General features: G+C 72.4%; 22 protein-coding genes. 8 read left to right on the plus strand and 14 right to left on the minus strand.

Annotated features, from left to right (window positions below):
• The 3 genes from NUV38_RS07430 to NUV38_RS07440 form a co-directional block, all read left to right on the plus strand.
• Positions 1-1,153, plus strand: a 1,153-nt coding sequence (locus NUV38_RS07430; protein WP_257728516.1) for a S1C family serine protease, incomplete at its 5' end; no start/stop codon positions are given.
• A 167-nt stretch (positions 1,154-1,320) separates the two neighbouring features.
• Positions 1,321-2,238 carry a DMT family transporter gene (locus NUV38_RS07435; RefSeq protein ID WP_257728517.1) on the plus strand — a complete coding sequence of 306 codons (918 nt, stop codon included), beginning with the start codon at positions 1,321-1,323 and terminating at the stop codon, positions 2,236-2,238.
• Between the two features lie 18 nt (positions 2,239-2,256).
• Entirely contained in the window at positions 2,257-2,469 is a 213-nt protein-coding gene (locus tag NUV38_RS07440; RefSeq protein WP_257728518.1) for a DUF2945 domain-containing protein, read from the plus strand.
• A 28-nt stretch (positions 2,470-2,497) separates the two neighbouring features.
• Here NUV38_RS07440 and NUV38_RS07445 read toward each other — a convergent pair whose 3' ends face one another.
• Positions 2,498-4,441, minus strand: a complete 1,944-nt coding sequence (locus tag NUV38_RS07445) for an anthranilate synthase family protein (protein WP_257728519.1) — start codon at positions 4,439-4,441, stop codon at positions 2,498-2,500.
• 204 nt (positions 4,442-4,645) lie between these two features.
• Here NUV38_RS07445 and NUV38_RS07450 point away from each other — a divergent pair, with 204 nt between their 5' ends.
• From NUV38_RS07450 to NUV38_RS07460, 3 genes are read left to right on the plus strand one after another with little or no spacing between them, the layout of a single operon-like run.
• Positions 4,646-4,849, plus strand: a complete 204-nt coding sequence (locus NUV38_RS07450; RefSeq protein ID WP_257728520.1) for a CopG family transcriptional regulator — start codon at positions 4,646-4,648, stop codon at positions 4,847-4,849.
• Positions 4,850-4,858: 9 nt separating this feature from the next.
• Entirely contained in the window at positions 4,859-5,233 is a 375-nt protein-coding gene (locus NUV38_RS07455; RefSeq protein ID WP_257728521.1) for a type II toxin-antitoxin system death-on-curing family toxin, read from the plus strand.
• A complete protein-coding gene (locus tag NUV38_RS07460; RefSeq protein ID WP_257728522.1) occupies positions 5,212-6,417 on the plus strand; it encodes an ArgE/DapE family deacylase in 1,206 nt (401 codons plus the stop codon). Before NUV38_RS07455 ends, NUV38_RS07460 begins: the two co-directional genes overlap by 22 nt.
• A gap of 367 nt (positions 6,418-6,784) precedes the next feature.
• Here the strand turns inward: NUV38_RS07460 and NUV38_RS07465 are convergent, their stop codons facing one another.
• The 11 genes from NUV38_RS07465 to NUV38_RS07515 form a co-directional block, all read right to left on the minus strand.
• Positions 6,785-7,723, minus strand: coding sequence for an aminoglycoside phosphotransferase family protein (locus NUV38_RS07465; RefSeq protein ID WP_257728523.1), 939 nt, complete (start codon positions 7,721-7,723; stop codon positions 6,785-6,787).
• 34 nt (positions 7,724-7,757) lie between these two features.
• Entirely contained in the window at positions 7,758-9,365 is a 1,608-nt protein-coding gene (locus NUV38_RS07470) for a metallophosphoesterase (RefSeq protein ID WP_257728524.1), read from the minus strand.
• 142 nt (positions 9,366-9,507) lie between these two features.
• Positions 9,508-11,613, minus strand: a complete 2,106-nt coding sequence (locus tag NUV38_RS07475) for an AAA family ATPase (protein ID WP_257728525.1) — start codon at positions 11,611-11,613, stop codon at positions 9,508-9,510.
• A 116-nt stretch (positions 11,614-11,729) separates the two neighbouring features.
• Entirely contained in the window at positions 11,730-12,476 is a 747-nt protein-coding gene (locus NUV38_RS07480; protein ID WP_257728526.1) for an enoyl-CoA hydratase-related protein, read from the minus strand.
• A 186-nt stretch (positions 12,477-12,662) separates the two neighbouring features.
• Positions 12,663-13,826, minus strand: a complete 1,164-nt coding sequence (locus NUV38_RS07485; protein WP_055962600.1) for an acyl-CoA dehydrogenase family protein — start codon at positions 13,824-13,826, stop codon at positions 12,663-12,665.
• Positions 13,823-15,784: a biotin carboxylase N-terminal domain-containing protein gene (locus NUV38_RS07490; RefSeq protein WP_257728527.1), complete on the minus strand. Its 1,962-nt coding sequence runs from the start codon at positions 15,782-15,784 to the stop codon at positions 13,823-13,825. Before NUV38_RS07490 ends, NUV38_RS07485 begins: the two co-directional genes overlap by 4 nt.
• Before the next feature lie 211 nt (positions 15,785-15,995).
• Positions 15,996-17,585 (minus strand): acyl-CoA carboxylase subunit beta, encoded by a 1,590-nt coding sequence (locus tag NUV38_RS07495; RefSeq protein ID WP_374626440.1) that lies wholly within the window; start codon positions 17,583-17,585, stop codon positions 15,996-15,998.
• 163 nt (positions 17,586-17,748) lie between these two features.
• Complete coding sequence (locus tag NUV38_RS07500; RefSeq protein ID WP_257728528.1) at positions 17,749-18,903, minus strand: acyl-CoA dehydrogenase family protein; 1,155 nt, start codon at positions 18,901-18,903, stop codon at positions 17,749-17,751.
• Positions 18,900-20,666, minus strand: a complete 1,767-nt coding sequence (locus NUV38_RS07505) for an acyclic terpene utilization AtuA family protein (protein WP_257728529.1) — start codon at positions 20,664-20,666, stop codon at positions 18,900-18,902. The genes NUV38_RS07500 and NUV38_RS07505 overlap by 4 nt, the downstream gene beginning before the upstream one ends.
• Positions 20,663-21,493, minus strand: a complete 831-nt coding sequence (locus NUV38_RS07510; RefSeq protein ID WP_257728530.1) for a TIGR03084 family metal-binding protein — start codon at positions 21,491-21,493, stop codon at positions 20,663-20,665. Before NUV38_RS07510 ends, NUV38_RS07505 begins: the two co-directional genes overlap by 4 nt.
• Before the next feature lies 1 nt (position 21,494).
• The gene (locus NUV38_RS07515) at positions 21,495-22,091 is read right to left on the minus strand and encodes a TetR/AcrR family transcriptional regulator (RefSeq protein WP_235493072.1); all 597 of its coding nucleotides are present in this window, start codon (positions 22,089-22,091) and stop codon (positions 21,495-21,497) included.
• Between the two features lie 166 nt (positions 22,092-22,257).
• Between NUV38_RS07515 and NUV38_RS07520 the strand changes: the two genes are divergently transcribed.
• Complete coding sequence (locus tag NUV38_RS07520; RefSeq protein ID WP_257728531.1) at positions 22,258-24,087, plus strand: DUF3352 domain-containing protein; 1,830 nt, start codon at positions 22,258-22,260, stop codon at positions 24,085-24,087.
• 44 nt (positions 24,088-24,131) lie between these two features.
• The gene (locus tag NUV38_RS07525; protein ID WP_257728532.1) at positions 24,132-24,536 is read left to right on the plus strand and encodes a VOC family protein; all 405 of its coding nucleotides are present in this window, start codon (positions 24,132-24,134) and stop codon (positions 24,534-24,536) included.
• A gap of 18 nt (positions 24,537-24,554) precedes the next feature.
• Here the strand turns inward: NUV38_RS07525 and NUV38_RS07530 are convergent, their stop codons facing one another.
• Together NUV38_RS07530 and NUV38_RS07535 are read right to left on the minus strand one after the other, a co-directional pair.
• A complete protein-coding gene (locus NUV38_RS07530) occupies positions 24,555-24,800 on the minus strand; it encodes a hypothetical protein (RefSeq protein WP_257728533.1) in 246 nt (81 codons plus the stop codon).
• Positions 24,728-24,931, minus strand: coding sequence for a hypothetical protein (locus NUV38_RS07535; protein WP_257728534.1), 204 nt, complete (start codon positions 24,929-24,931; stop codon positions 24,728-24,730). Before NUV38_RS07535 ends, NUV38_RS07530 begins: the two co-directional genes overlap by 73 nt.
• Positions 24,932-24,960: the final 29 nt, after the last annotated feature.

Below are 24,960 nucleotides of genomic sequence, written 5' to 3' on the forward strand. Positions count from 1 at the left end.
CAGCCAGCAGCCGCCCTTCGCCGAGCACACCGCGCCGGCGGACAAGCCCCGACGTCGACCCCGCCGCGCCGTGGCCGGCGTCGCCGCCATCGCCCTTCTGGCCGCAGCCGCCGGAGCCGGCGGAGCCGCCCTCTACGACCAGCTCGGGGCCGGCGACTCCGGCACGAGCCCGGTGGTCAGCTCGCTCGACTCGAGCAGCAGCAGCGACCAGGCCACGAGCGGCCAGGTCGAGAAGGTCGCGAAGGCCGTGCTGCCGTCCGTGGTCCAGATCAACGTGTCCGGTGGTTCCGAGGCCGGATCGGGGACGGGCATCGTCATCAGCAGCGACGGCAACATCCTGACCAACAACCACGTCGTGGAGGCGGCCGCCGAGCAGGGCACCATCACGGTGGCCTTCAGCGACGGCACCACGTCCAAGGGCACGATCGTGGGCCGCGACCCGAAGACCGACCTCGCCGTGGTCAAGGTCGAGCGTGACGGCCTCACCCCGGCCACGTTCGGCAAGTCGTCCGACCTCGCGGTCGGCGAGGAGGTCGTGGCGATCGGCTCGCCCTTCGGTCTCGAGAGCACCGTCACGAGCGGCATCGTGAGCGCGCTCAACCGTCCCGTGTCCTCCTCCGACGGCTCGGGCCAGAACACCACCGTGTTCCCCGCCGTGCAGACCGACGCCGCGATCAACCCGGGCAACTCCGGTGGCCCGCTCGTCGACCTCGAGGGCCGCGTGGTGGGCATCAACTCCGCCATCCGCTCGGGTGGCACGACCACCGCGAGCGCCGGTTCCATCGGCCTGGGCTTCGCCATCCCGATCGACCTCGCCAAGAGCGTGGCCGACCAGCTGGTCAAGGGCGAGAAGGTCGAGCACGCCCTCATCGGCGTCACCGTCCGTCCTGCCGTCGACAGCGACGACATCACCGGCATCGGCGCCGAGATCACCGAGGTCAACCCCGACAGCGCCGGCGCCGAGGCTGGTCTGGAGCAGGGCGACATCGTGACCTCCATCAACGGCCAGCCCGTCGGCAGCTCCGACGCGCTGGTGGCCGGCATCCGCGGCTACCGGCCCGGCGAGAAGGTCACGCTGACCTACCTGCGCGACGGCAAGAAGGCCGAGGCGGAGGTGACCCTCGCCTCCGACGGTGGCGAGACGAGCGACTGACGCTCCCCCGAACGGCGGCGCGCCCCTCCCCCCGAGCACTGCGCCGCCCTGCTCCTCCCCGGAACGCGGCACCTGCGTCCGGGGAGGAGCCATGTCTGGCGGCATCTCAGGGCTACGTGTCCGAAAACCGCGCGACGTCGAGGTCCTGCCAGCCCTAGCGTGGAGGCATGACCGTCTCCCCCGTGACCGAACGCGTGACCGAGCGGGACTGGTCGGTGGCCGCGCTCGCCGTCACCGTGGTGCTGTGGGCGTCGGCGTTCGTCGGCATCCGCGCCGTGGCCGACGTCTTCGAGCCCGGTCCGTTGAGCCTCGGTCGGCTGGTCGTCGGAGCGCTCGCGCTCGTCGTGATCGCCCGGCCGTGGCGGCACCGCCTGCCGCGCGGCCGCACCCTCGGTCTGGTCGTCGTCTACGGGGTGCTGTGGTTCGGTGCCTACAACGTGGCCCTCAACGCCGGGGAGACCTACCTCGACGCCGGCACCGCCGCGCTCGTCGTGAACATCGGGCCGATCCTCATCGCGCTGCTCGCCGGGATCGTGCTCAAGGAGGGCTTCCCGCGTCCGCTCGTGGTCGGCATGGCGATCGCCTTCGCCGGCGTGGTGCTCATCGCCACCAGCACGCGCCACGACACGGCGGTCGAGACGGCCAGCGCAACCGGTGTGCTGCTGTGCGTCGCCGCCGCGGTGCTCTACGCCGTCGGCGCCCTGACCCAGAAGCCGACCTTGCGCACCGTTGCGCCGGCCATGTCGGTGTGGATGGCGTGCACCATCGGCGCCGTGGTCTGCCTGCCGTTCGCGCCGGGCCTCGTGGACCAGCTGGGGTCGGCGTCCAGCGGTGACGTGGCGTGGCTCGTCTACCTGGGGGTCTTCCCCACCGCCATCGGGTTCACGACCTGGTCGTACGCGCTGCGCCGGCTCAGCGCCGGTTCGGTCGCGTCGACGACGTACCTCGTGCCGGCCGTCGCGACGCTCATCTCGTGGGCGCTCCTGGGCGAGGTGCCGGCGCCCCTCGCGTTCGTGGGTGGTGCGCTCTGCCTGGCCGGCGTGGCCGTCACCCGCGTGCGTCCCCGAGGTGCGGCCCGCGCCTGACCACCACAGGCTGGACCCATGGCGAACATTCAGGTCGGTGACCGGGTCAGCTGGGACAGTCCGCAGGGGCGCACGCAGGGCAAGGTCGTGGAGCGCAAGACCAAGGACTTCCAGCTCGACGGACGCCAGTGGCGGGCCAGCGAGGACGAGCCGAAGCTCGTCGTCGAGAGCGAGAAGACCGGCGCGAAGGCGGCGCACGAGCCGTCGGCGCTGAACAAGCTGAAGAGCTAGCCGCGCGACCCCCGGCCGCGCCCACCGCTCAGCCGAGCAGGTCGAGGACCAGGTCGCGCAGGATGGCGAACCCTCGCTGGGTCAGCACCGACTCGGCGTGGAACTGGATGCCGTGGAAGTGCGGACCGGCCACGTGGTGGATGTCGCCGGTCGCCTCTTCCCGCTCCACGGAGACGCCGGCGGGCAGGCCCGCCGCGCCGACGCGGGCCACGAACGTGTTGTAGAAGCCCACGGTCTCCGGTCGGCCCAGCACGTCGAGGCGCGACTGCGTGCCCTGGAAGACGATGTCCTTGAAGTCGACGTCGAGGCCGAGGTTGCGGCTCAGCACCTGGTGGCCCAGGCACACCGCGAGGAACGGCTGCTCCGAGGCGAGCAGGTCGACCACCACGTCGTCGAGGACCGCGATCTTGGCGTCGCCGACGTCGCGTGGGTCGCCCGGGCCCGGACCGACGACCACGAGGTCGTACTCGTCGAGCGCACGCCCGCCCTCGACCCAGGCGCGGTAGGCGTCGTGACGCACGACGTCGGTGCTCATGCCCAGCACGCCGAACACGTGCGACAGCATGTTGACGAAGTCGTCCTCGCCGTCGACCACCACGACCCTGCGGCCCTGCAGCGACGGCTCGGGCGCGGCACCCGACTGGTCCGACAGCCAGAACTGGCTGAGCCGGGCGTTGCGCTCGCCGAGGGCGATGAGCACGTCGTCCTCCCGGGTGAACGCGTCGAACGTGTCGGGCGCGCCACCCGTGGCGGGGGCCGGCGCGTCGACGAGGCCGAAGGCGCTCAGCACGCCCGAGGCCTTGGCCCACGTCTCGGCGGTCTCGTAGTCGGGGTCGGAGTCGCGCACGAGCGTGGCCCCGGCGGTGACCTTCAGGTTGCCCTCGAGGTCGACGTCGGCGGTGCGGATGAGGATGGGCGCGTCGGCGCGCTGCAGCCCGTCGGCGTCGCGTCCCACCAGGGCGGCCACCGACGCGTAGTAGCCGCGGCCGTGCTGCTCGTACTGCTCGATGAGGCGGCAGGCGTTCTCCACGGGGCTGCCCGTGACCGTGGCGGCGAACATCGAGTCGCGCAGCACGGCGCGCACGTCGCGGTCGGTGCGGCCGGCGAGCAGGTATTCGGTGTGCACGAGGTGGCTCATCGGCTTGAGGTACGGCCCCAGCACGAGACCCCCCTCGTGGCAGATGTCGCACATCATCTTGAGCTCCTCGTCGACGACCATGAAGAGCTCGTAGATCTCCTTCTCGTCGCGCAGGAACTCCAGCAGGGCCGACGTCTTCTCGGCGTGGGTCGTGAGCCCCTTGGTGCGGAACGTGCCGCTGATCGGGTTCATCCGCACCTGGCCGGCCTCGACGCTCACGTGCCGCTCGGGGCTCGCGCCGATGAGGTAGCGGTCGCCGGTGAAGATGCAGAAGGTCCAGAACGCACCGCGCTCGCGCTCGAGCAGCCGGCGGAACACGGCCAGTGCGGCGTCGTGGCCCCAGTCGGCGACCTTGGCCCGGTAGTGCCGCCCGATCACCAGGTTGGCACCCTCGCCGCGGCCGATCTCGTCGTCGATGATCTGGCGCACCATCGAGGCGTAGTCGGCGTCGGACGTCTCGAAGCCGCCGCGGTCGGCCAGCTGCACGCCGCCGTCGGGCAGCGTCGGCAGCAGGTCGGCCAGCGGGACCTCGTGGAGGACGTCGGCGCTCACCACGCGCAGGGGCGTGCCGTCGTCGTGCGCGGCGAACCCGCGCTCGCGAGCCTGTCGGAACGGCACCAGCACCAGGTGGTCCCACACTCCGCCGCCAGCCGCCCGCGGCCCGGCACCCCCGCCGCGCTCGTTGTCGGGGACGCCGGCCGACAGAGGCACGTCGGCCAGGTCCTCGACGTCCTCGAAGCCGCCGCCGAGCAGGGTCACCGTGTCGCTGTCGCGCACGCGGATGAGCGCGAACGCGGGCTGCTGCTGGAGCTCGGCGACGATCGGATGGGTCATGGTGTGTCCTTCGGGTCGCCTCGGCCGACGCCGGGACGGAGAACGCCCAGACCGCTCGGCTGAGGGGTCTGGGCGTGGGGTCGCGTGACAGGCCTCCTCTAGAGGAGGCGCCACCAGGTCATGGCCTGTGGACGATCGGAGCGTGGTGTCACCCCGGCAGCGTAGCGTCTTGAGGGACTGATACCACGCAGATACCATCGGAGCATGGCCATGACGTTGCGACTCACCGATGAGCAGGACGCCGCCCTCACCCGGCTGGCGAACGCCCAGGGGATCAGCAAGAACGAGGCAGCGGCGCGCGCCATCGACGACAGCGCGGCTCGCATCTCCCGTGAGGACGAGGTCCGGCGCCTCACTCGCGAGGCCATCGACCAGTACGGTCCGCTGCTGGACCGACTCGCTCAGTAGACCGGGACCGTGACGCGGTACCTCGACCTCCACCTGCTGCTCGCCATCGCCGACGAGGCAGGTCTGCAAGCGGTGCGCGACCCCGGCCTGCTCGACTCGGCCGCGCACCGGCCGCAGACCACGGGCTTCGGGGACGACGCCTACCCGACGCTCGACGAGAAGGCGGCCGTCCTTCTCGAGTCGATCGTGCGCAACCACCCGTTGGTCGACGGCAACGAGCGGCTGGGGTGGCTCTCGGCCGTGATCCTCTACCGGCTGAACGGGGTCGTCCTCGACGCTCCGGAGGATCCCGCCCACGACCTCGTCATCGGTGTCGCGGAGGGCCGCGTCGACTACCACGAGTGCGCTGCCAGACTGGCCTCGTGGACATCGACGTCGACCTGATCCGCCGCGACCTCGCGCAGCTCGTCAGCTACCCCAGCGTGGGCGGCAGCGAGTCCGAGGCGTCGGTGCAGCGCTGGTGCGCCGCGACCCTGCAGGGCCTGGGGCTCGACGTCGACCTGTGGCCCATCGACCTGGCCGCGCTGCGCGCCGACCCCGACTACCCCGGCGAGGAGGTCGAGCGCGACGAAGCGTGGGGGTGCGTCGGCACCGGCGGGGGGCCAGGGGCCCCGGGCCTGGTCCTCAACGGCCACGTCGACGTCGTGCCGCCCGGCGACCCGGACTGGTGGACCGCACACGACCCCTGGTACCTGCAGGAGGCCGACGGCCGTTGGTACGGACGCGGCACGTGCGACATGAAGGGCGGCGTCGTCGCCATCCTCGCGGCGGTGCGTGCCGTCGGCGACCGGCTGACCAAGCCGTTCGCGGTGCACGTGGTCGTCGGCGAGGAGGACGGCGGCATCGGCACGTTCGCCACGCTGCGGCGTGGCCACACGGGTCTCGCCTGCCTCATCGCCGAGCCCACGGCGGGCCAGATCGTCTCGGCCAACGCCGGGTCGCTCACGTTCCGGCTCGAGCTGCGCGGTCGGGCCACGCACGGGTCGCGCGCCGGGCACGGCGTCAGCGCGGTCGACCTGTTCGAGCGCGTCCACGCGGCGCTGCGTCGACTCGACGCCGAGCGCAACGTCGACCCGCCGGCGCCGTTCACCGACCGCCCGTGGCCCCTGTCGGTCGGCATCGTGCAGGCCGGGGACTGGGCCAGCACCGTGCCGGACCTGCTCGTCGCGGAGGGCCGGTTCGGGGTCATGCCCGGCGAGTCCTTCGCCGATGCCATGGCCGCGTTCGAGGCGGCCATCGCCTCCGTGGACGACCCGTGGCTGCGCGAGCACCCGCCGCAGGTCACGTGGCCCGGCGGTCGGTTCGCGGCCGGCTCGCTGCCCGACGCCCACCCGTTCGGCGACTCGGTGCGTGACGCCGTGGTGGCCGCCGGCGCCGAGGCGCCGCCGTTCGTGGGCGCCCCGTACGGCTCCGACCTGCGCCAGTACGCCGCGGCGGGCATCCCCACCGTCCAGTTCGGCCCCGGCCACATCGAGCACGCCCACGCCGTCGACGAGTACGTGCCGATCGACGAGGTCGTGCTGAGCGCTCGCGCGTACGCCCACCTCCTGCTGCACCACTGCAGCTGACCTGCAGGAGGTCTCGACGAAGACCCGCTGTGCGCTGCCTCGGCCTTCGCAGGGCAAAGTCTCCGCAAGGGCCTCGACCGGGCGGCTGGCAGCGTCGTCGGGTCGGGTTCTCGGGCCGCGGCCCCGAGGAGCGGTAGGTGACGCTCGGAACGGAGCGGCCAGCGGTACCTCTGGCGGCATGGTTCGGTACGTCACCTACCGCTCGGGGTCGACATCAGCGCGCGCACCGTCTCCCCACCCCGCGACTCCTCACAGCCCGAGAACCCAGGCCGGCCATCGCGCCGGCCGCCCGGTCGAGGCCTCTCGGAGACCGGCACGGACGCGAGCCGGTGCGACGTGACGGCGAACCCGACCAGCGCCGGCACCGTCAGCCCTGGACGGCCTTCGCCACGCTGACGCAGGCCGTCGACCAGTCCCGGTCCTCCGTCGTGAGCGGTCGGCCGATCCGTTGCGCGTCCTGGACCGCCCACAGCGCGTTGTGCATCATGCGCACCACCACCCAGTCGCGCGCCCGGTCCTCGTCGAGGCCCGCCGCGTCGACCACGGTGTGGAAGCGGCGGCGGACCGCGAAGCGCACGTCGCGAGCGGCCAGGACCTCGTCCCACCGGTTCCACAGCAGGGGCGCCGGCTCGTAGTGCGGGTCGCCGCTGATGCCCTTCGGGTCGATCGCCAGCCAAGGACCGTCCGGGTCCGCACCGCCACGCCGCGAGGCGAGGACGTTCGCGTCGTGCAGGTCGGTGTGCACCGCCACGCCGTCGGTGTCCGGGTCGGCCGCCAGGTCGCGGCCGAGCGAGACGGCCTGCTGCACGAGACGTCGGGGCGCCGGGACCGTGGCCTCCGCCGCGGCGAGCTCCTCGGTCCAGCGGGCGACCAGCGACGACAGCGCGACGAGCCGACGCGGTGCCGGCCGGTGCAGCGTGCCGTAGAGCCCGGCGACCACCTCGCACGCCTCCAGCACCGGCAGCGAGGACAGTGCGGCGGGGCCGGCGCGCTCCAGCAGCAGCGCCCCACGAGCCGGGTCGGCACGGAGCATCCGCACCGCACCTCGGCCGTCCCACGTCGACAGCGTCAGGTGCTCGTGCCGCGTCTCTTCGTCGACGAACCCGACCTTGAGCACGGCCTCGGTCCCGTCGGCGGTGCGCACCGGCAGCACGACCGCGCACTCGCCGTGCATCGCCGCTCCGTCCCGCGTGAGGTTCCACGCCGTCAGCAGCTCCTCGACGGTCCGGGGCAGGGCGTCCACGAACGCGGCCCACTCCGGCCCGCGGTCAGCGAAGGCCAGGACGTCCGGCGGGAGCGCGATCACGTCCCCAGACAACCACCCGGCGCCCACCGTCGGGTCACGGCTGGACGGGCGCCTCGGGATCCTCCTCGTCGGCCGTCGGGTCCTCGGTGGGATCGGGCTCGGCCGGCGTGGGGGCCGACGTGAGCGGCAGCGGCGTGTAGTCGCCGACGTCGATCACGCCGGCGGGGGTGAAGGTGACGACCTGCAGACCGGCCGGCGCGCCCTCGGCGTCGAAGGTGACGAGCGTGACCTGGGCGTCGCGACGCAGGCTGCTGCCCAGCGCGATCGGCAGCACCGCGCCGCCGGTCGAGCCGGTGGTGAGGCGTGTGGTCGTGGCGCCGTCCGGACCCGCGATCGCCTTCGGCCCCACCTGGTAGTGCAGGTGGCCGGTGAGCACGAGGTCGACGCAGCCGCTGCCGGCGACCTCCTTCGCCGACGCCCACGAATGCACCGCGAGCACGCCCACCCGCTCGCCGCTCTCGTCGGCCTCGCACGCCACGTCGCGCAAGGCGGTGTCCTGGTCCGACAGCGCTGAGTCGCGGGTGGCCGCGTCCTCGGTGTAGCCGGTGATCTTCGTGCCGCGCGGGTCGGTCTCGCCCAGGAATCGCACCCCGCCGACCTCGACGGGCTCGGCGTCCAGCACGGTGAAACCGCTCTTGCGCATCTGCTCAACGGTGGGGTCGGCGTCGTGGTTGCCGCCGACGGCCACGACGTCGAAGCCGTCGAACTCGCGGGCGAGGGAGTTGATGCTGAAGTTCTCCCACTCCCCGCCCTGCGACGTGTCGTCGCCGAGGTCGATGAGGAGCTCCGCCTGCGCCTGATCGGCGATGCGGCGCGCGACCGGGTCCATCCCGATGTTGTCGTGCCGGTCGGTGACCACCAGGGCGGTCTTCTCGCCCTCCTCGGGCCGGCGCACGCTCACCTGCTGGGCCTGCTCCTCCAGCGCTCCGTAGAAGCTGACCGAGTCCTGGTAGAGGTAGAGGGCACCCTCGACGAGGGCCCGGCTGCTCGTCGTGGCGCTGCCCTGCGCCAGCTCGAGCCGGTCGAGCACCGGGTCGGCCGGGAGCTGGGGGAAGACCTCCCGCACGCTCGACCACGTCTGCTCGGGCGCGTCGTCCTGGCGCTCGGGAAGGGTCACCAGCACCAGGGCGCCGACCACCACGACCGACGTGGCGACCGCTCCCGCCACCTGCCCGCGCGACGGTTGCACGGCGTCGCGGCGGATCCGACGACGTCGGTCCTCACCGACCGCCCGCCACGCCAGCACCACCACCGTGACGGCCAGCACGCCGACACCGACGCCCCGCAGCGCCGCCTCGGCAGCCATGTCGGTGACGGCCGCCGTGACCTCGCGGATCTCGCCCTGGGGCTGCGCCGCGATCGCGGCGTCGCGCTGCAGCAGCTCCTCCAGGCCGACGGCGTCGGAGTCGCCCAGGCGGATGTCGACGCCGAGGCCGACGGGTGCGTCGACGTCGACCCGGGCCTTCGGCAGCAGCGGCCCGAAGTCGAGGGTCGCGTGCCCGTCGAAGGCCGGGCTGACCACGGCCTGGTGCGCGCCGATCGTGAGGTGCCGCTCGCTGTGCACGAACGTCGACGACGCGACGGGGAGACCGGCCAGCACGGCCACCGCCAGCAGGGCCACTCCGACCAGGATCCTTCGCACGGCACCACCCTAGGAGGGATGGCCGACGCGCGCGGACGGAGTGCGTCGACGTGGCACCGGACCCACCCGTTTCGGACAGTTCCGGGGCACTTTCACGGTCCGGACCGCCCCGGAAGTGTCCACAACGCGGAGAGGGGGCGGGCTAGGAGACGCGGGAGAGCCAGGTCTGGGTGGTGCCGACGGTGGTGAGCAGCTGGGTGGCGCGGGTCAGCACGACGTAGAAGGTGCGCCAGCCGGCCTCGGACTCGGCGACGATCGCGTCGGGCTCCACCACGACGACGGCGTCGAACTCCAGGCCCTTGGTGTCGAGCCCGTCGAGCACCCGCAGACGGTCGTGTGCGGCCAGCTCGCCGGAGAGCCGCTCCCTGAGCCGGGGCAGATCGGCGCGGGCGGCCACCACGGCCACCGTGCCCTCGACCCGCTCGAGCATCGCGGCGACCTCCGCGGCGGTCGCGTCGAGCAGCGCTGCGTCGGCCACCCACTCGTGGCGCGGCGACTCCCCCGTCTTGCGCACGGCCTCGGCGAGGTCGGCACCGGGGATCGCGACCTGGGCCACGTCGGCCGCGAGCTCGTAGATCTCCGCGGAGTTGCGATAGTTGGTCGACAGCCGGAACCGGTGCTCCGGCTTGCCCTCGAGGGCGGTGGACCGGGCGGCCGCGGCCTCCTCGGGGTGCGGCCACGACGACTGCGCGGGGTCGCCGACGATCGTCCAGCTGGCGTACCGACCGCGGCGCCCGAGCATGCGCCACTGCAGGGGCGAGAGGTCCTGGGCCTCGTCGACGAGCACGTGGGCGTACCCGTCGTCGTCGATGCTGGTGGTGGAGCGCAGCTCGTTCTCGACCTCGCGCTCACGGCGCTCGAAGCTCATCAGCTGGCGCGGCACGTCGTGGTCGTCGTCGTCCTCCGGAGGAACCTCGCCCACGAGGTAGCGCAGCTCGTCGATGAGCGGGACGTCCTCGATGGCGGGCTCGCCGGTCTGCCACGACGCCACCATGGCGTCGAGCTCCTCGGCGGAGAAGGCGCCGTTGGCCAGCTCGCGGACCCGTCGGGGCAGGGTGCGCCACAGCTCGACGGCCTCGACGGGCGGCCACCAGGCCTCCACGAAGTCGACGTAGCGGTAGTCCGTGGTGAGCGTGTCGAGGAAGCCCTCCTCGCCCTTCTCGAGCGCCCGCTCACCCTCGACCTGCTGCCACAGCGCGCGCGCCACGGCGGCCGGCGCCTTCGCGTAGGCGCGGTTGCGCGGCAGGTTGGCCAGCAGCCCGCGGCGGATGTTCGCCAGCCTCTTGGCGTCGAGGACGAGCACGTCGTCCTTGTAGAAGTAGCGGAACGAGGTGGGCTCGCCCGGCTGGGGCGACGTGGCGAGGCGGCGCAGCACCGGCAGCATGCGCGCCGAGCCCTTCGCTGCTGCCGCCACCGGCTCGTCGTGCTCGCGGGCGCTCAGCCCGTCGACGACCTCGCCGAGCGAGCGCAGCGTCACGGCCGTCTCGCCGAGGCTCGGCAGCACCCGCTCGATGTAGTTCATGAACACCGACGAGGGCCCGACGACGAGCACGCCGCCGGACTCGAAGCGTCGCCGGTCGGTGTACAGCAGGTAGGCGGCGCGGTGCAGCGCGACGACGGTCTTGCCGGTGCCCGGGCCGCCGCCGATGATCGTGGCGCCGCGGCTGGGCGCCCGGATGGCCTCGTCCTGCTCCTTCTGGATGGTCGCGACCACGGAGTGCATGGTGCTGTCACGAGCACGCGAGAGGCTGGCCAGCAGCGCTCCCTCGCCCACCACGACCATGTCGTCGGGAGCGTTGTCGCCGTCGAGCAGGTCGTCCTCGACCCCCACCACGGTCTTGCCCGAGCTGCGGAGCACCCGCCGACGCACCACGCCGGACGGCTCCTGTGCGGTGGCCTGGTAGAACAGCGCCGCCGCGGGAGCGCGCCAGTCGATGAGCAGGATCTCGCGGTCGGCGTCGCGCACGCCGATGCGGCCGATGTAGCGCGCCTCGCCGTCGAGCAGGTCCAGCCGGCCGAACACCAGGCCGTCATGGGCGGCGTTGAGCGCCGTCAGCCGGCGCGTGGCCTGGAAGACCATCGCGTCACGCTCGACGAGACCGCCCTCGTTGCCGACGTGGCCACGCGCGAAGCCCTCGGTGACGAGCGACTGCGCCACCTTCGTGGACTCGTCGAGACGGCCGTACACGACGTCGACGTACGCCTGCTCCGCCGCGATCTCGGCGGCGGCCTGCTGCTCGGAGGACACGCTTTCCTCGGCTCTCGTGGGTCTTTCTGCGAACTCCCCATCCTAACGACCTGGGCGCCCAGGAATTCCCTCAGCCCGCAGGTGTTGGCCGAAACGTCACCCGCCCCGGCGCAGGCTCAGCGCTTGCGCTGCAGGAAGGCGGTCATCGCCTCCCGGGCCTCGGCGCTGCCGAACAGGCGCGCGGACTGCTCGGCCACGTCGGCACCCAGGGCGTCGATGCGGGCCACGAGGTCGTGGTTCAGCAGTCGCTTGGTCTCGCGCAGCCCCTGCGGGTAGCCCTGCACCAGGTCGGCCAGGACCGACCCGACCGCGTCGGCGAGATCGGCGTCGGGCACGGCCCGGGTGACCAGGCCCGCGGCCTGCGCCTCCCGGGCGTCGAACTGGCGGCCGGTGAGGAAGAGGTCGGCAGCGGCCCGGTCGGTGAAGCGCTCGAGCAGCGTGAGCGAGATGACCGCCGGGGCGAGTGCGAGTCGCACCTCGGTGAGGGCGAAGGTGACCGACTCCGCCGCGACGACCACGTCGGCTGCTCCCACGATGCCGAGGCCCCCGGCCCGCACCGGGCCGGCCAGCTCGACCACGACCGGTGTCCCGGCGGTCGCGATCTGGCGCTGCAGCGCGACGATGGCCCGCGCGCCCTCCTCCATCCCACCGCTCGCCGCCTCCGAGAGGTCGGCGCCCGAGCAGAACACGCGGTGCGCGGACCGGACGAGGATCACGCGCACGTCGGCATCGGCGTCGGCGCGCTCGAGCCGCTCGGCCAGCTCGGTGACCAGCTGCCGGCTGAGCGCGTTGCGGTTGTGCTCGCTGTCGAGCGTGACGGTGGCGACCGCGTCGGCCACCTCCAGGTGCACCAGCTCACTCATGACGTCTCCTCGCTCGTCGGTGGTCTCGATACGTTCGGGGCCTCGCTCGGCAGGGTCTCGATACGTGCGGGCTGGCTCCTTCGTCGCACCCCGCACTACTCGACCAGCGATCACCGTCGGTCGAGTAGCGGCGACGGCGAGCGCCAGCGAGCGCGTCGATGCGTATCGAGACCACCATCGCAGTGATCAGTAGGACTTGGGCAGGCCGAGGGAGAACTGGGCCACGAAGTTGAGCGCCATCTCCTTCGACACGGGGGCGATGTTGCTCAGGCGCGACGAGGCGACGGCCTGCACGAGGCCGTACTCCAGCGCCAGGCCGTTGCCGCCGTGGGTCTGGATGGCCTGGTCGACGGCCTTCGCCGCGGCCTCGCCGGCGGCGACCTTCGCCATGTTGGCGGCCTCACCGGCACCCATCAGGTCGCCGGCGGCGTAGAGCGCGGCAGCCTTCTGGGTGAGCAGGCGCGCCATCTCGACGTCGATGTGCAGGCGGGCGAGCGGGTGGCTGATCGCCTGGTGGGCGCCGATCGGCTTGCCCCACACCTCACGCTCCTTGGCGTAGGCGACCGCCTTGCGGATCGCCCAGCGGGCCGTGCCCGTAGCCATCGACGCGGCCATGATCCGCTCGGGGTTGAGTCCCGCGAAGAGCTGCTCCAGACCGGCGTCCTCGTCGCCGACCAAGGCGTCGGCAGGCACGCGAACGTCGTCGAAGAACAGCGTGAACTGCTTCTCGGGGCTCACGACGCCCATCTCGATCTGCTGCTTCGTGAAGCCCTCGGCGTCCGTGGGCACCATGAACAGCGCGGGCTTGAGCTTGCCGGTGCGAGCGTCGGAGTAGCGGGCGACGACCAGCAGGTGGCTGGCCTCATCGACGCCGGAGATGTAGGTCTTGGTGCCGTTGAGCACCCACGTGCCGTCGTCGTCCTTGCGGGCGTTCGTGACGATGTTGTGGGAGTTGGAGCCGGCGTCGGGCTCGGTGATGGAGAAGGCGTACGTGGCGGTGCCGTCGGCCAGGCCGGGCAGCCAGCGCTCCTTCTGCTCCTGCGTGCCGTACTGCGCGATCGTCGTGCCGACGATCGCCGGGCTGACCACCATGAGCAGCAGCGGGCAGCCCGCCGTGGCCAGCTCCTCGCACACTGCCGCGAGGTCGCCGATGTCGCCGCCACCACCGCCGAACTCCTCGGGGATCGAGACGCCGAGGTAGCCGTTCCTGCCGGCCTCCGCCCACAGCTCGGTGGTCTTGCGTCCCTCCGCCGCGGTCTCGTGGAAGTACTTCTCGCCGTACTTGGCGCCCAGGGACGCCACGGCCTTGCGCAGCTCCTGCCGCTCCTGGGTCTCGGTGAACTGGCTCATGCTGGGTTCCCTTCGGTGGCTTCGATGACGGCGAGGACCGCACCGGACTCGACCTGCTGGCCCGCCGTGACGGCGAGCTCGGTGACCACGCCGTCGACGGGCGCGGTGATGGTGTGCTGCATCTTCATGGCCTCGAGGACGACCACGACGTCACCCTTCGTGACCTGCTGCCCGGCCTCGACGCCGACCTGCACGACGCTGGCCGGCATGGGGGCGAGGAGCGAGCCCTCGGCGACGACGTCGGCCGGGTCGACGAACGTGGGCACGACGTCGAACGACAGCGACCCGGCGGGCCCGTCCACGTCGACCGTCTCGGCGGCCACGGTCACGCGGTAGGTCTCCGTGACGCCGTCGACCCGGAGGACCGCGCCCGTCGGGGACGCCTCCACCACGTCGGCCAGGTCGCTCACGAGCCGTCCACCGTCTGAGCGGTACTCGACGACGACCTCCTCGTCGCCGACGCGGAGCCGTCGTGCGCGGGGCTGGCTGGGCACGTTGCGGAACGCGGTGGGGATGCGGGACAGCGCGGGCGACGACGTCGACGCGGTGCGCGCTTGGGCGAGTGCGGCCGCGAGGGCGGCCCGCTGCACCGCGGCGTCGTCGAGGAGGGGCTTGGTCCAGTCGGCGATCCGTTCGGCGAGCAGCGCGGTGTGCACCCGGGCGGCGACGAACTCCTCGTCGGCCAGGACGCCGCGCAGCAGGCCCAGGTTGGTGGTGAGGCCGTGGACACGCGTGCGGCGCAGGGCGTCGTCGAGCCGGCGGACCGCCTGGGTGCGGTCGTCGCCGTGGGCGACCACCTTGGCGATCATCGCGTCGTAGAAGTGCGTGACGACCGAGCCGGACTCCACCGCCGAGTCGGTGCGCAGGCCCAAGCCGTCCGGCACCTCGAAGGTGCGCAGCGTGCCGGTCTGGGGTTCGAACGTGGGCGCTTGTCCTGAGCTTGTCGAAGGGTCCTCGGCGTAGAGGCGCACCTCGATCGCGTGGCCCGTGGGTCCGGACGGCTCGTCGGCCGGCAGCGCGTGACCCTCGGCGACCGACAGCTGCAGCGCGACGAGGTCGATGCCGAACACCTCCTCGGTGACGGGGTGCTCGACCTGCAGGCGCGTGTTCATCTCCAGGAAGAAGACGCGTCCGTCGTCGGCGTGACCGTCGGACACGAGGAACTCGACGGTGCCGGCGCCGACGTACCCGACGGCCTCTGCGGCGTTGCGCGCCGCGTCGTGCAGGGTGCGGCGGACGGCGTCGCTGAGGTTGGGCGCGGGCGCCTCCTCCACGACCTTCTGGTGCCGACGCTGGATGGAGCAGTCGCGGTCGCCGAGGATCCAGGTGGTGCCGTGGGTGTCGGCGAGCACCTGCACCTCCACGTGGCGCGCGGTCGGCAGGTACGGCTCGACGAACACGGTGTCGTCGCCGAACGCCGACGCCGCCTCGGCCGCGGCGGCCGTCAGCTCGCCCTCGAGGTCCTCGGCGCGCTCGACGACGCGCATGCCGCGTCCACCGCCGCCCGCCGAGGCCTTCACGAGCAGCGGGAAGTCAGCGGGTGTCGCCGTCCCCGGGTCGACGCTGAGGATCGGAACACCGGCCTCGGCCATGAGCTCCTTGGCGCGGATCTTGCTGCCCATCGCGTCGATCGACTCCGGCGTGGGGCCGATCCAGACCAGGCCGGCCTCGGCGACGGCCCGCGCGAAGTCGGCGTTCTCGGACAGGAAGCCGTACCCGGGGTGGATCGCATCGGCACCGGCCCGGCGCGCGGCGTCGATCACGAGGTCGGCGCGCAGGTACGTCTCCGTCGGGCTGTTGCCCACGAGGTGCACCGCCACGTCGGCCTCGGCCACGAACGGCGCGGTGGCGTCGGCGTCGGAGTGCACGGCGACGGTGCGGATGCCGAGGTCGCGGCAGGTGCGGAACACCCGTCGCGCGATCTCGCCGCGATTGGCCACGAGAACGGTGCGGATCATGAGGAGTTCCTCTCGTTCGGACGAACCGGGCTTCCGCTGGTCGAGTAGCGGGCACGCGCGAGGGACGAGCGTCGTGGCTGCGTATCGAGACCAGCCGGCAACGGATCGGCCTGATCCCCACCGGGTGCTGATCCGCCCAGGGTGGTCTCGATACGCCCGGAGCACGCTCGTCCCTCGCGGCTCCGCGCTACTCGACCACCTACGTAGCGGCTCACAGGCGGAACACCCCGTAGCCGCGGGCGCCCTCGACGGGCGCGGTGTGGATCGCGGAGAGGCAGATGCCGAGGATCGCGCGGGTGTCGCGCGGGTCGATCACGCCGTCGTCGTAGCCCATCCCCGACGTGAAGTAGGCGAGCGACTGCTCCTCGATCTGCTGCTCGACGTAGTCCTTGACGCCCTGGAAGCCCTCGGCGTCGAACACCTGGCCCTTGGACTCGGCCGACTGGCGCGCCACGATCTCCATGACGCCGGCCAGCTGCGCCGGACCCATGACGGCCGACTTCGCGCCGACCCAGCTGAACATAAACCGCGGGTCGTAGGCACGGCCGCTCATGCCGTAGTGACCGGCGCCGTAGGAGGCGCCCATGACGACCGACAGGTGCGGGACCTTGGAGTTGGAGACGGCGTTGATCATCTGCGCGCCGTGCTTGATGATCCCGCCCTGCTCGTACTCCGCGCCCACCATGTAGCCGGTGGTGTTGTGCAGGAAGAGCAGCGGCGTGTCGGTCTGGTTGGCCAGCTGGATGAACTGCGCGGCCTTCTGCGCCTCGGCGCTGAACAGCACGCCCTGGGCGTTGGCCAGGACGCCGATCGGGTAGCCGTGCAGCTGCGCGTACCCGGTGACCAGGCTCGAGCCGTACAGGGGCTTGAACTCGTCGAACTCACTTCCGTCGACCAGCCGGGCGATGACCTCGCGCGGGTCGAACGGCACCTTGAGGTCGGTGGGCACGATGCCCAGCAGCTCCTCGGCGTCGAGGACGGGCTCGGCGTAGTCGGCGCGGGGGGCCGAGCCCTTCTTGCGCCAGTTGAGCCGTCGGACGATCTGCCGGCCGAGGCGGATCGCGTCGCGCTCGTCCACGGCGAGGTAGTCGGCGAGCCCCGACGTCTTCGCGTGCATCGAGGCGCCGCCGAGCGACTCGTCGTCGGACTCCTCGCCGGTGGCCATCTTCACCAGCGGCGGGCCGCCGAGGAACACCTTCGCTCCCCCGTCGACCATGACCACGTAGTCGCTCATGCCGGGGATGTAGGCGCCACCGGCGGTCGAGTTGCCGAACACGAGGGCCACGGTGGGCCGTCGGTCCTCGCTGGCCCGGGTGATGTTGCGGAAGCTCGCGCCACCCGGGATGAAGATGTCCTTCTGCGTCGGCAGGTCGGCGCCGCCGGACTCGACCAGGTTGATCGTCGGGAGGCCGTTCTCCTCGGCGACCTGCGCCGCGCGGAACCCCTTCTTGACGGTGACCGGGTTCGACGAGCCGCCCTTCACGGTCGGGTCGTTGGCGACGATCATGCACTCGACGCCCTCGACGACGCCGATGCCCGTGACGATCGAGCCGCCCAAGGTGAAGTCGGTGCCCCAGCCGGCGAGCGCGCCCAGCTCGAGGAACGGGGTGTCGGGGTCGACGAGCAGCTCGATTCGCTCACGCGCGGTGAGCTTGCCGCGCCGGTGGTGGCGTTCGACGTACTTGTCGCCTCCCCCGGCGAGCGCCTGCGCGTGCTGCTCGCCCAGGTCGGCGACGCGCTCGAGCATCTGGGCGCGGTTGTCGGCGAACGTCGCCGTCGTCGGGTCGATCGTCGTCTTCACAGCACGTCCTTCGTCTCGGCCGGTCCGACGCGGTCCACTCCCCTGCGGAATCTCCCACTCACCATGGCGGGCACGCCAGGGTGAGTGAGGGAGAACCGAGGTGAGCTCGCGATTCCCATCAGGTGATGGGAATCGCTGGTCCGGGGATCGGGGGTGGTGGTCATCAGTAGCCCAGGAGCTTCGCGGACAGGTCCTTCATGACCTCGGTGGCGCCGCCGCCGATGCCGAGGATGCGGGCGTCGCGGTAGTGGCGGTCGATCTCGGACTCGCGCATGTAGCCCATGCCACCGAAGATCTGCACGGCCTCGTGCACCACGTGCTCGACGGCGGCCACCGAGACGTTCTTGGCGGTGACGGCGTCGAGGATGAGCGACGGGTCGGTCTTCGGGGTCTCGAGCGAGCGCTCGAGCGCCTGCCGGGTGAGGGCACGCGCGGCGGCGGTGCGGGCGTGCATCTCGACCAGCTTGTGGCGGATCACCTGCCGGGCGATGAGCGGCTTGCCGAACGTGTCGCGCTCGCGGGCGTACGCGACGGCGAGGTCCAGCGCGCGCTGCGCGGTGCCGTACGCCTGCACGGCCAGCCCGAGCCGCTCGCCCACGAACTGCTGCATGACGAGGTAGAAGCCGCCGTTCTCCTCGCCCACCAGGTTCTCGACGGGGACGCGCACGTCCTCGAACGCCAGCTCGGCGGTGTCGGAGCAGTGCCAGCCCATCTTCCGCAGGCTCTTGCTCACGGTGAAGCCGGGCGTGTCCTTGTCGATGACGAGCAGCGAGATCCCGGCGTGCCCCTCACCACCGGTGCGGACCGCGGTGGTCACGAAGTCGGCCCGGACGCCCGACGTGATGAACGTCTTGGCGCCGTTGACGACGTAGTGGTCGCCGTCGCGCACGGCGCGGGTGCGGATGTTCGCGACGTCGGAGCCGCCGCTGGGCTCGGTCACCCCGAGCGAGCCGATCTTCTCGCCGGCCAGCGTCGGCCGGACGTAGGCGTCGACCAGCGCTGGGTCACCGGCGTCGATGATGTGCGGCACCGCGATGGAGTGGGTGAACAGGCTGGCCTGCAGACCGGTCGAGCCACCCGCGGCCAGCATGGCCTCGGTGACGACGCACGCGTCGAGCGAGTCGCCGCCCGCGCCACCGACCTCCTCGGCGTAGCCGACCGCCAGGAAGCCGGCCTTCGCCGTGGCGGCGTGCAGCTCGCGCGGGAGCTGTCCGTCGTCCTCCCACTGCGGCAGGTGCGGCACGATCTCGCGCCGCGTGAACTGCTCGACGGCCGCGCGGAGCGCCTCGCGCTCGGGGGTGGTCCACGGGTTCGTCATGGTCGGGCTCCTTCGAGGAGGGTGAGGGGGACGGCGGTCACGCGGGCGCGCAGCCACTCGCCGAGGGCCTTCGCCTGGGGGTCGAGCCGGGTCGAGGACGACACGCCCTCCCCCAGCAGCCCGTGGATCACGACGTTCACGCCGCCGAGGTTCGGCAGCGGGTGCACGTCGACGTCGAGGTCGGCGGCCTCGGGCAGCATCGCCTGGACCCAGCCGGGGTTCACGACCCCGAGCAGCCACGCCACGGCGTCGTCGCGTCGGGGATGCTCCGCCGGGACCCATAGCCCGACGTTCGCGTCGCCACCCTTGTCGCCGGAGCGCGCGTGCACGAGCTCGCCGAGCGGGACGGCGCGGGTGTCGCCCAGGTCAGGCGCCGGCGCGGGTCGGGTGGTCGAGCCCTGCTCGGGATCGGCCGTGACGGTGGGCGGGGCGATCTCCTCACGCCTGCCGTCGGGGTGCACCACGACGTGCGGCACCTCGGACTGCGGCACGTACGCCGGGCGGTAGAGGCCGAAGGGCGCGCCACGTCCGGGCGGGGCGGTCAGGGTGAAGCCGGGGTACGACGCGAGGGCCACGTTCACGAACGCGTCGCTGAACGTGCGACCCACCGGCTCGGGCCGGGCGCTCTTGGCCACGCAGCGCAGCAACGAGGTGGCTGCGGCCTGGGTGGGCGGGTCGAACACGTCGGTGCGGTCGAGCGTCCACACGAGCTCGTCGGGCGGGTCGGACTGCAGCGCGTCGGTGACCTGGCGGCGCACCCAGGCGGCCTTCGCCTCGATGTCGAGCCCGGTGAGCAGCAGCTCCACGCTGTTGCGGAAGCCACCGATCAGGTTGAGGCAGACCTTCGTGGTGGCCGGCGGGGGCGTGCCGCGCACGCCCGCGATGCGCACGCGGTCGGGGCCGTCCTGCGTCAGCTCGACGGTGTCGAGGTGCGCGACGACGTCGGGGTTGAGGTACGTCGGACCCTGGATCTCGTAGACCAGCTGGGCGGTGACGGTGTCGACGGTGACCGCGCCACCCACCTCCCGCTCCTCGGCCCCCAGCCCCTCGACCCCGGCGTGCTTGGTGACGACGCTGCTGCCGTCGGCTGCGACCTCGGCGATCGGGAACCCGAGCGGCGCGGACGTGTCGAGGCTGCGGAACCCGCTGAAGTTGCCACCCGTGGCCTGCGTGCCGCACTCGATGACGTGACCCGCCACGAGCGCGCCCGCGAGGGCGTCGAGGGCGTCGCGACCCCACCCGTGGGCGTGGATCGCGGGGCCCATCACCACCGAGGCGTCGGTGACGCGACCGGTGACCACGACGTCGGCGCCGGCCTCGAGCGCGGCGGCGATGCCGAACGCACCGAGGTAGGCGTTGACGGTGAGCGCGTCACCGGGCAGGTCCAGCTCGGCCGCGCGGGCCTTGAGGTCGTCGCCCTCCACGTGGGCCACGCGCACGTCGAGGCCCTGGGCGGTCGCGATCTCGCGGATCCGATCCGCGAGCCCGGCCGGGTTGAGGCCACCGGCGTTCGTGACCACCTTGACGCCCTTCTCGAGCGCGAGCGCGAGCCCGTCCTCGAGCTGGCGCACGAAGGTCTTGGCGTACCCGGTGGACGGGTCCTTCATCTGGTCCTTGCCGAGGATCAGCATGGTCAGCTCGGCCAGGTAGTCACCGGTGAGGTAGTCCAGGTCGCCTCCCTCGAGCATCTCGCGGAAGGCCGACAGCCGGTCGCCGTAGTAGCCGGAGCAGTTGCCGATCCGGGCCGGCCGGTCGAGGGTCATGCGTCCCCGCCGTCGGTGCGCCGCTCGGCCAGGGGTCGGGGGTCGTTGCCGGGCAGCCCGGCGAACGCCTGCACGATGTCGAGCCAGTGGTCGGCGTCCGCGCCCTCGGCACACACGTCCACGTCGTCGCGGTGCCGACGACGGGTGGCGAGCAGTGCGAAGTCCCAGGCGTCGCCACTCACCCGCTGCTCGGCGTCCTCCGGACCCCAGGTCCACGTGTCGCCCCCGGGCGCGACCAGCTCCACCCGCACGTCCGACGTCGGCTGCTCCTCGCCCCGCATCAGGTGGGCGAAGCCGCGGGTGCGCACGCCGATGTGGCACACGTGGCGCACGCGGTCGGTCCGGGGGACATCGACGCCGAGCGCCTCGGCCACGTCGTGCGCGTGGGCCCACGTCTCCATCACGCGAGCCGTGGCCATCGACGTGGGGCTCATGGGCGGGCCGAACCACGGCACCTTCTCGCCGGCGGGCACGGCGCGCAGCGCCTCGGCCAGTCGGCGCCGACCGTCGCGCCACTCGTCGAGCAGCGTCGGGACGGGCTTGGCGGCCCAGCTGTTCGCGCCGTCGTCGACGAAGCCGCCGGGGTTCTCGGCCGCGGCCTTCATCCCCGCACCGAAGGCCTCGGGGTCGGTGAGCGCGGCGAGCGACGCCTGGTCCGTCCAGGCCAGGTGTCCCACCTGGTGCGCCACCGTCCACCCCTCGGGCGTGGTGACGGCGCCCCACTCCTGCACCGGCAGGTCGGCTACCCAGCCGTCGAGCTGGTCGCTCTCGGCCGCGAGGTCGGTCAGGACGGCGGCGAGCCGGTCGTCGGGGTCGGTCGGCGGCATGTCAGCGCTCCAGTCCGGCGTCGAGGGTGACGGCCCAGGCGTCGAGCACGGCGGCTCGACGTCGGCTGTCGTCGGTGAGGGTCCCGGCGAGGCCGAGGCCGCGCAGCAGGTCGAGCGTGGCCTGGACGAGCGCCCGGTTGCTGCCGCGGTCCTCGTCGACCCCGAGCAGGTCGACCGCGTAGGCGTGGGTCTCGCGGCCGACGCGGCGCTCCAGCGGGCCGACGGCTCCGCGCAGCTCGGCGTCGGTGCGGGCGGCCACCCACAGCTCGAGCGCGGCGAAGAACACCGGCGACGTGAACTGCTCGGCCAGCACGTCGAGCACGGCTCGGGTGCGGCCGACGTCGGGCAGGGCACGCACCGCGTCGGCCATGGCGTGCCGGCGGCGCTCGGTGAGGTGCTCCACGGCGCCCACCACGAGGGCCTGCTTGCTCGGGAAGTGGTGCAGCTGCGCACCCCGGCTCACCCCGGCGCGCTGCGAGACGACGGTCGTCGAGGTGCCGGCCCAGCCGAGCTCCACGAGCGAGTCGACCGTGGCCTCCATGAGCCGAAGCCGCATGGCAGCGGTCCGCTCGGCCTGCGGGGTGCGGGTCGTGGTCACCAGGCCATCCTGCGGTTCGACACAACAAACAGTCAAGTCTGTTTGTTAGTTCTCTCGGTGTGACGCAGTCCTGGTACGCGCGCCCAGGAACAGGTCCAAGGGCCCAGGACCCCGCCGGTTCGCCGTCGATAGCCTGCGACGGCACACATCCCCCTGGAGGACCCCCATGAGCGACGACACCCCCACCAGCCCCCAGCCCACGCCGGAGCCGACGCCGCAGCCCGCGCCGTCCGGGGACGCGACCGCCGACGCCACCGTCGTGCAGCCCGCGACGACCGGGACCGAGGGCGCGGCTGCCGGGTCCGGCGGCGGCGCCGGCAAGAAGATCGGGTTCGGCATCGCCGGTGCCGTGGCCGTGGCCGCGATCGGCGGCGGCGCCTACGCCTTCACGCAGCTCTCCGGCGGCGGCACCCAGCCCCACGACGTGCTGCCCGCCGACACCGTCGCCTACGTGCGGCTCGACCTCGACCCGTCAGCCAGCCAGAAGGTGGACCTCTTCCGCCTGGCCAAGCGCGTGCCGGACCTGTCGAAGGAGCTGGGCATCGAGGACGAGGACGACGACCTGCGCAAGCTGGTGCTCGAGGACGCGCTCGGCGAGTGCAAGGACGTCGACTACGACCGGGATGTCGAGCCGTGGCTCGGCGAGCGCCTCGGCCTCGGGATCGGCTCGAACTTCGAGGACGAGGAGGAGGTCATCCGCATCGCCGTGCAGGTCAGCGACGAGGACGCCGCCAAGAAGGGCATCGCCAAGCTCTTCGCCTGCAACGACGAGGAGTACGGCATCGGCTTCCTCGACGGCTACGCGATCGTCACGCCCTCCCAGGAGAGCGCCACCGCCGCCGTGAAGGCCGCGGAGGAGAAGCCCCTCGCCGACGTCGAGCAGTTCACCGCCGGCCAGGACGCGCTCGACGAGCAGGGCGTCATGTCCGGCTGGGTCGACGTGAAGAAGGGCGTCGAGGCCGCGAAGAAGGCCGGGCTCGACGAGGAGCTCGGCGGCGACGCGGCCGAGCTCGACCAGATCACCGACGAGGTGAGCAGCGTGGCCTTCGCACTCAGCGCGTCGCCCACCTCGCTGCACTTCGATGCCGTCGCCCGACAGGGAGACGAGCCGAGCGAGGTCCCCGAGATCCGCGGTCTGGGCGCCCTGCCCGAGGACACCGTGGTGGGTCTGACGCTTCCCGGCGGCGGCAAGGCCGTGGAGGAGAACTGGGACGAGCTGAAGAGCGGCGTGCAGGACCTGCTCGAGCTCGGCCCGGCGCTCGGCTTCGTGCCCGGCCTGTCCGGCGGTGCCGCCGCCGGACCGGTTGCCCCGCCGGTGGAGTTCGACGCGGACGCCTACGCGGCCGACCCCGAGGGCTACCAGCAGGAGTACCTCGACCAGCTCGAGCAGCAGTCGTCCGGCGGTGGCCTCGGCGGCTCGCAGGCCCCCGACGTCGAGGACACGCTGGCCGAGATCGAGAAGACGCTCGACGTCACACTGCCTGAGGACCTCGTGACCCTGCTCGGTGACGCGTTCACGGTGTACGTCGGCTCCGAGGGTCTGGAGACCCTCGCGAGCGCCCAGGGTCCGTCCGACCCGTCCGAGGTCAGCACCGGGCTGGTCATGGAGGGTGACGAGGCGAAGGCGTCCGACCTGGCCGGACGCCTCGTGGCGACCGTCCAGAAGCTGGCCGGCGTCGAGATCGCCACGGCCGACGGCGACGACGCGGTCTCGCTGGCCACGTCGCCGAAGGTGGCCGAGTCGCTCGTGGAGGACGGCGGACTCGGCGGCACCGACCGGTTCTCCTCGGTCATCGACGAGGACGCGAAGGGCGGCGGTCTGTTCGTCGACGTGAGCACCATCCTCGACACGGTCGAGAACGCCGAGCCCGACCTGGCCGAGGACGAGGTGTTCACGGGCCTGCGCAACATCGAGGCCTTCGGCATCAGCGGAACCCGCCCCGACGACGGCTTCCGCGGCTTCTCGCTCGCCGTCGCGTTCACCGAGAAGAAGTAGCAGTCAGGCTGGACAGGAGACGGGGGTGTGGCGAGGCTGACGACATGACGTCGTTCGTCTCCCACACCTCCGTCGACTGCGCCGACGCCTACGCGCTCAGCGAGTTCTGGAAGCAGGTCCTCGGCTACGTCGACGTCGAGGGCGACCCCAACGAGCCCGGCCACGAGGAGTGCATGATCCTCGACCCGGGTTCGGGCCACCACCTGTTGTTCATCGAGGTGCCCGAGCCCAAAACCGTCAAGAACCGGATCCATCTCGACCTGCGACCGCGGTCGGGGACGCAGGCCGACGAGGTGGCCCGGCTGGTCTCGATCGGCGCGACCCAGGTCGCCGACCTGCGGGGGAAGTACGGCCCCGGGACGGGCTGGGTGGTGCTGGCCGACCCGGAGGGCAACGAGTTCTGCATCCTGCGCTCCGAGGCGGAGAACGCCGCCCGCGACGAGGGCTGAGCTTCCTCGGCGCGTGTCCTAGGTGCCGGGTCGGTCCTGCAGCACGGTCACGCGGTGCAGGAGCGGGGTCCAGCGCGGACGGTCCTTCGTGGTGAGAGCGAGTCCCGCGCACACCACCACCGTCGCGGCCCACGCGCCGGTCGGCGTCACCGTGACGGCCTCGTGCAGGTCGCGCGGCAGCACGTTGATCGTCAGGACGACCAGCGCCACGACCACGAGCCCCGCGAGGGAGAGGTCGATCGCGCGGCCCACCGCGTCGTCCACGACGCCTGCCGGCGGGTGCCGAAGTAGGCCGCGACGGCCAGCAGCACCACGAGGCTTAGCAGGTCGATGCCCCGCGCCAGCGACACGAGCGGCAGCAGCATGATCGCCGCCTGCAGCCATCGAGGTCTCACGTCGCCATCGTCCCAGACGTGGTGCCCCA

The organism is Aeromicrobium sp. 50.2.37, from assembly GCF_024655735.1.
Lineage (GTDB): Bacteria > Actinomycetota > Actinomycetes > Propionibacteriales > Nocardioidaceae > Aeromicrobium.

Excerpts from the sequence above, each read along its gene's own strand:
- NUV38_RS07435 (WP_257728517.1), top strand. The coding sequence starts at position 1,321 with ATGACCGTCTCCCCCGTGACCGAACGCGTGACCGAGCGGGACTGGTCG.
- NUV38_RS07440 (WP_257728518.1), top strand. The coding sequence starts at position 2,257 with ATGGCGAACATTCAGGTCGGTGACCGGGTCAGCTGGGACAGTCCGCAG.
- NUV38_RS07445 (WP_257728519.1), bottom strand. The coding sequence starts at position 4,441 with ATGACCCATCCGATCGTCGCCGAGCTCCAGCAGCAGCCCGCGTTCGCG.
- NUV38_RS07450 (WP_257728520.1), top strand. The coding sequence starts at position 4,646 with ATGGCCATGACGTTGCGACTCACCGATGAGCAGGACGCCGCCCTCACC.
- NUV38_RS07480 (WP_257728526.1), bottom strand. The coding sequence starts at position 12,476 with ATGAGTGAGCTGGTGCACCTGGAGGTGGCCGACGCGGTCGCCACCGTC.
- NUV38_RS07485 (WP_055962600.1), bottom strand. The coding sequence starts at position 13,826 with ATGAGCCAGTTCACCGAGACCCAGGAGCGGCAGGAGCTGCGCAAGGCC.
- NUV38_RS07490 (WP_257728527.1), bottom strand. The coding sequence starts at position 15,784 with ATGATCCGCACCGTTCTCGTGGCCAATCGCGGCGAGATCGCGCGACGG.
- NUV38_RS07500 (WP_257728528.1), bottom strand. The coding sequence starts at position 18,903 with ATGACGAACCCGTGGACCACCCCCGAGCGCGAGGCGCTCCGCGCGGCC.
- NUV38_RS07505 (WP_257728529.1), bottom strand. The coding sequence starts at position 20,666 with ATGACCCTCGACCGGCCGGCCCGGATCGGCAACTGCTCCGGCTACTAC.
- NUV38_RS07510 (WP_257728530.1), bottom strand. The coding sequence starts at position 21,493 with ATGCCGCCGACCGACCCCGACGACCGGCTCGCCGCCGTCCTGACCGAC.
- NUV38_RS07520 (WP_257728531.1), top strand. The coding sequence starts at position 22,258 with ATGAGCGACGACACCCCCACCAGCCCCCAGCCCACGCCGGAGCCGACG.
- NUV38_RS07525 (WP_257728532.1), top strand. The coding sequence starts at position 24,132 with ATGACGTCGTTCGTCTCCCACACCTCCGTCGACTGCGCCGACGCCTAC.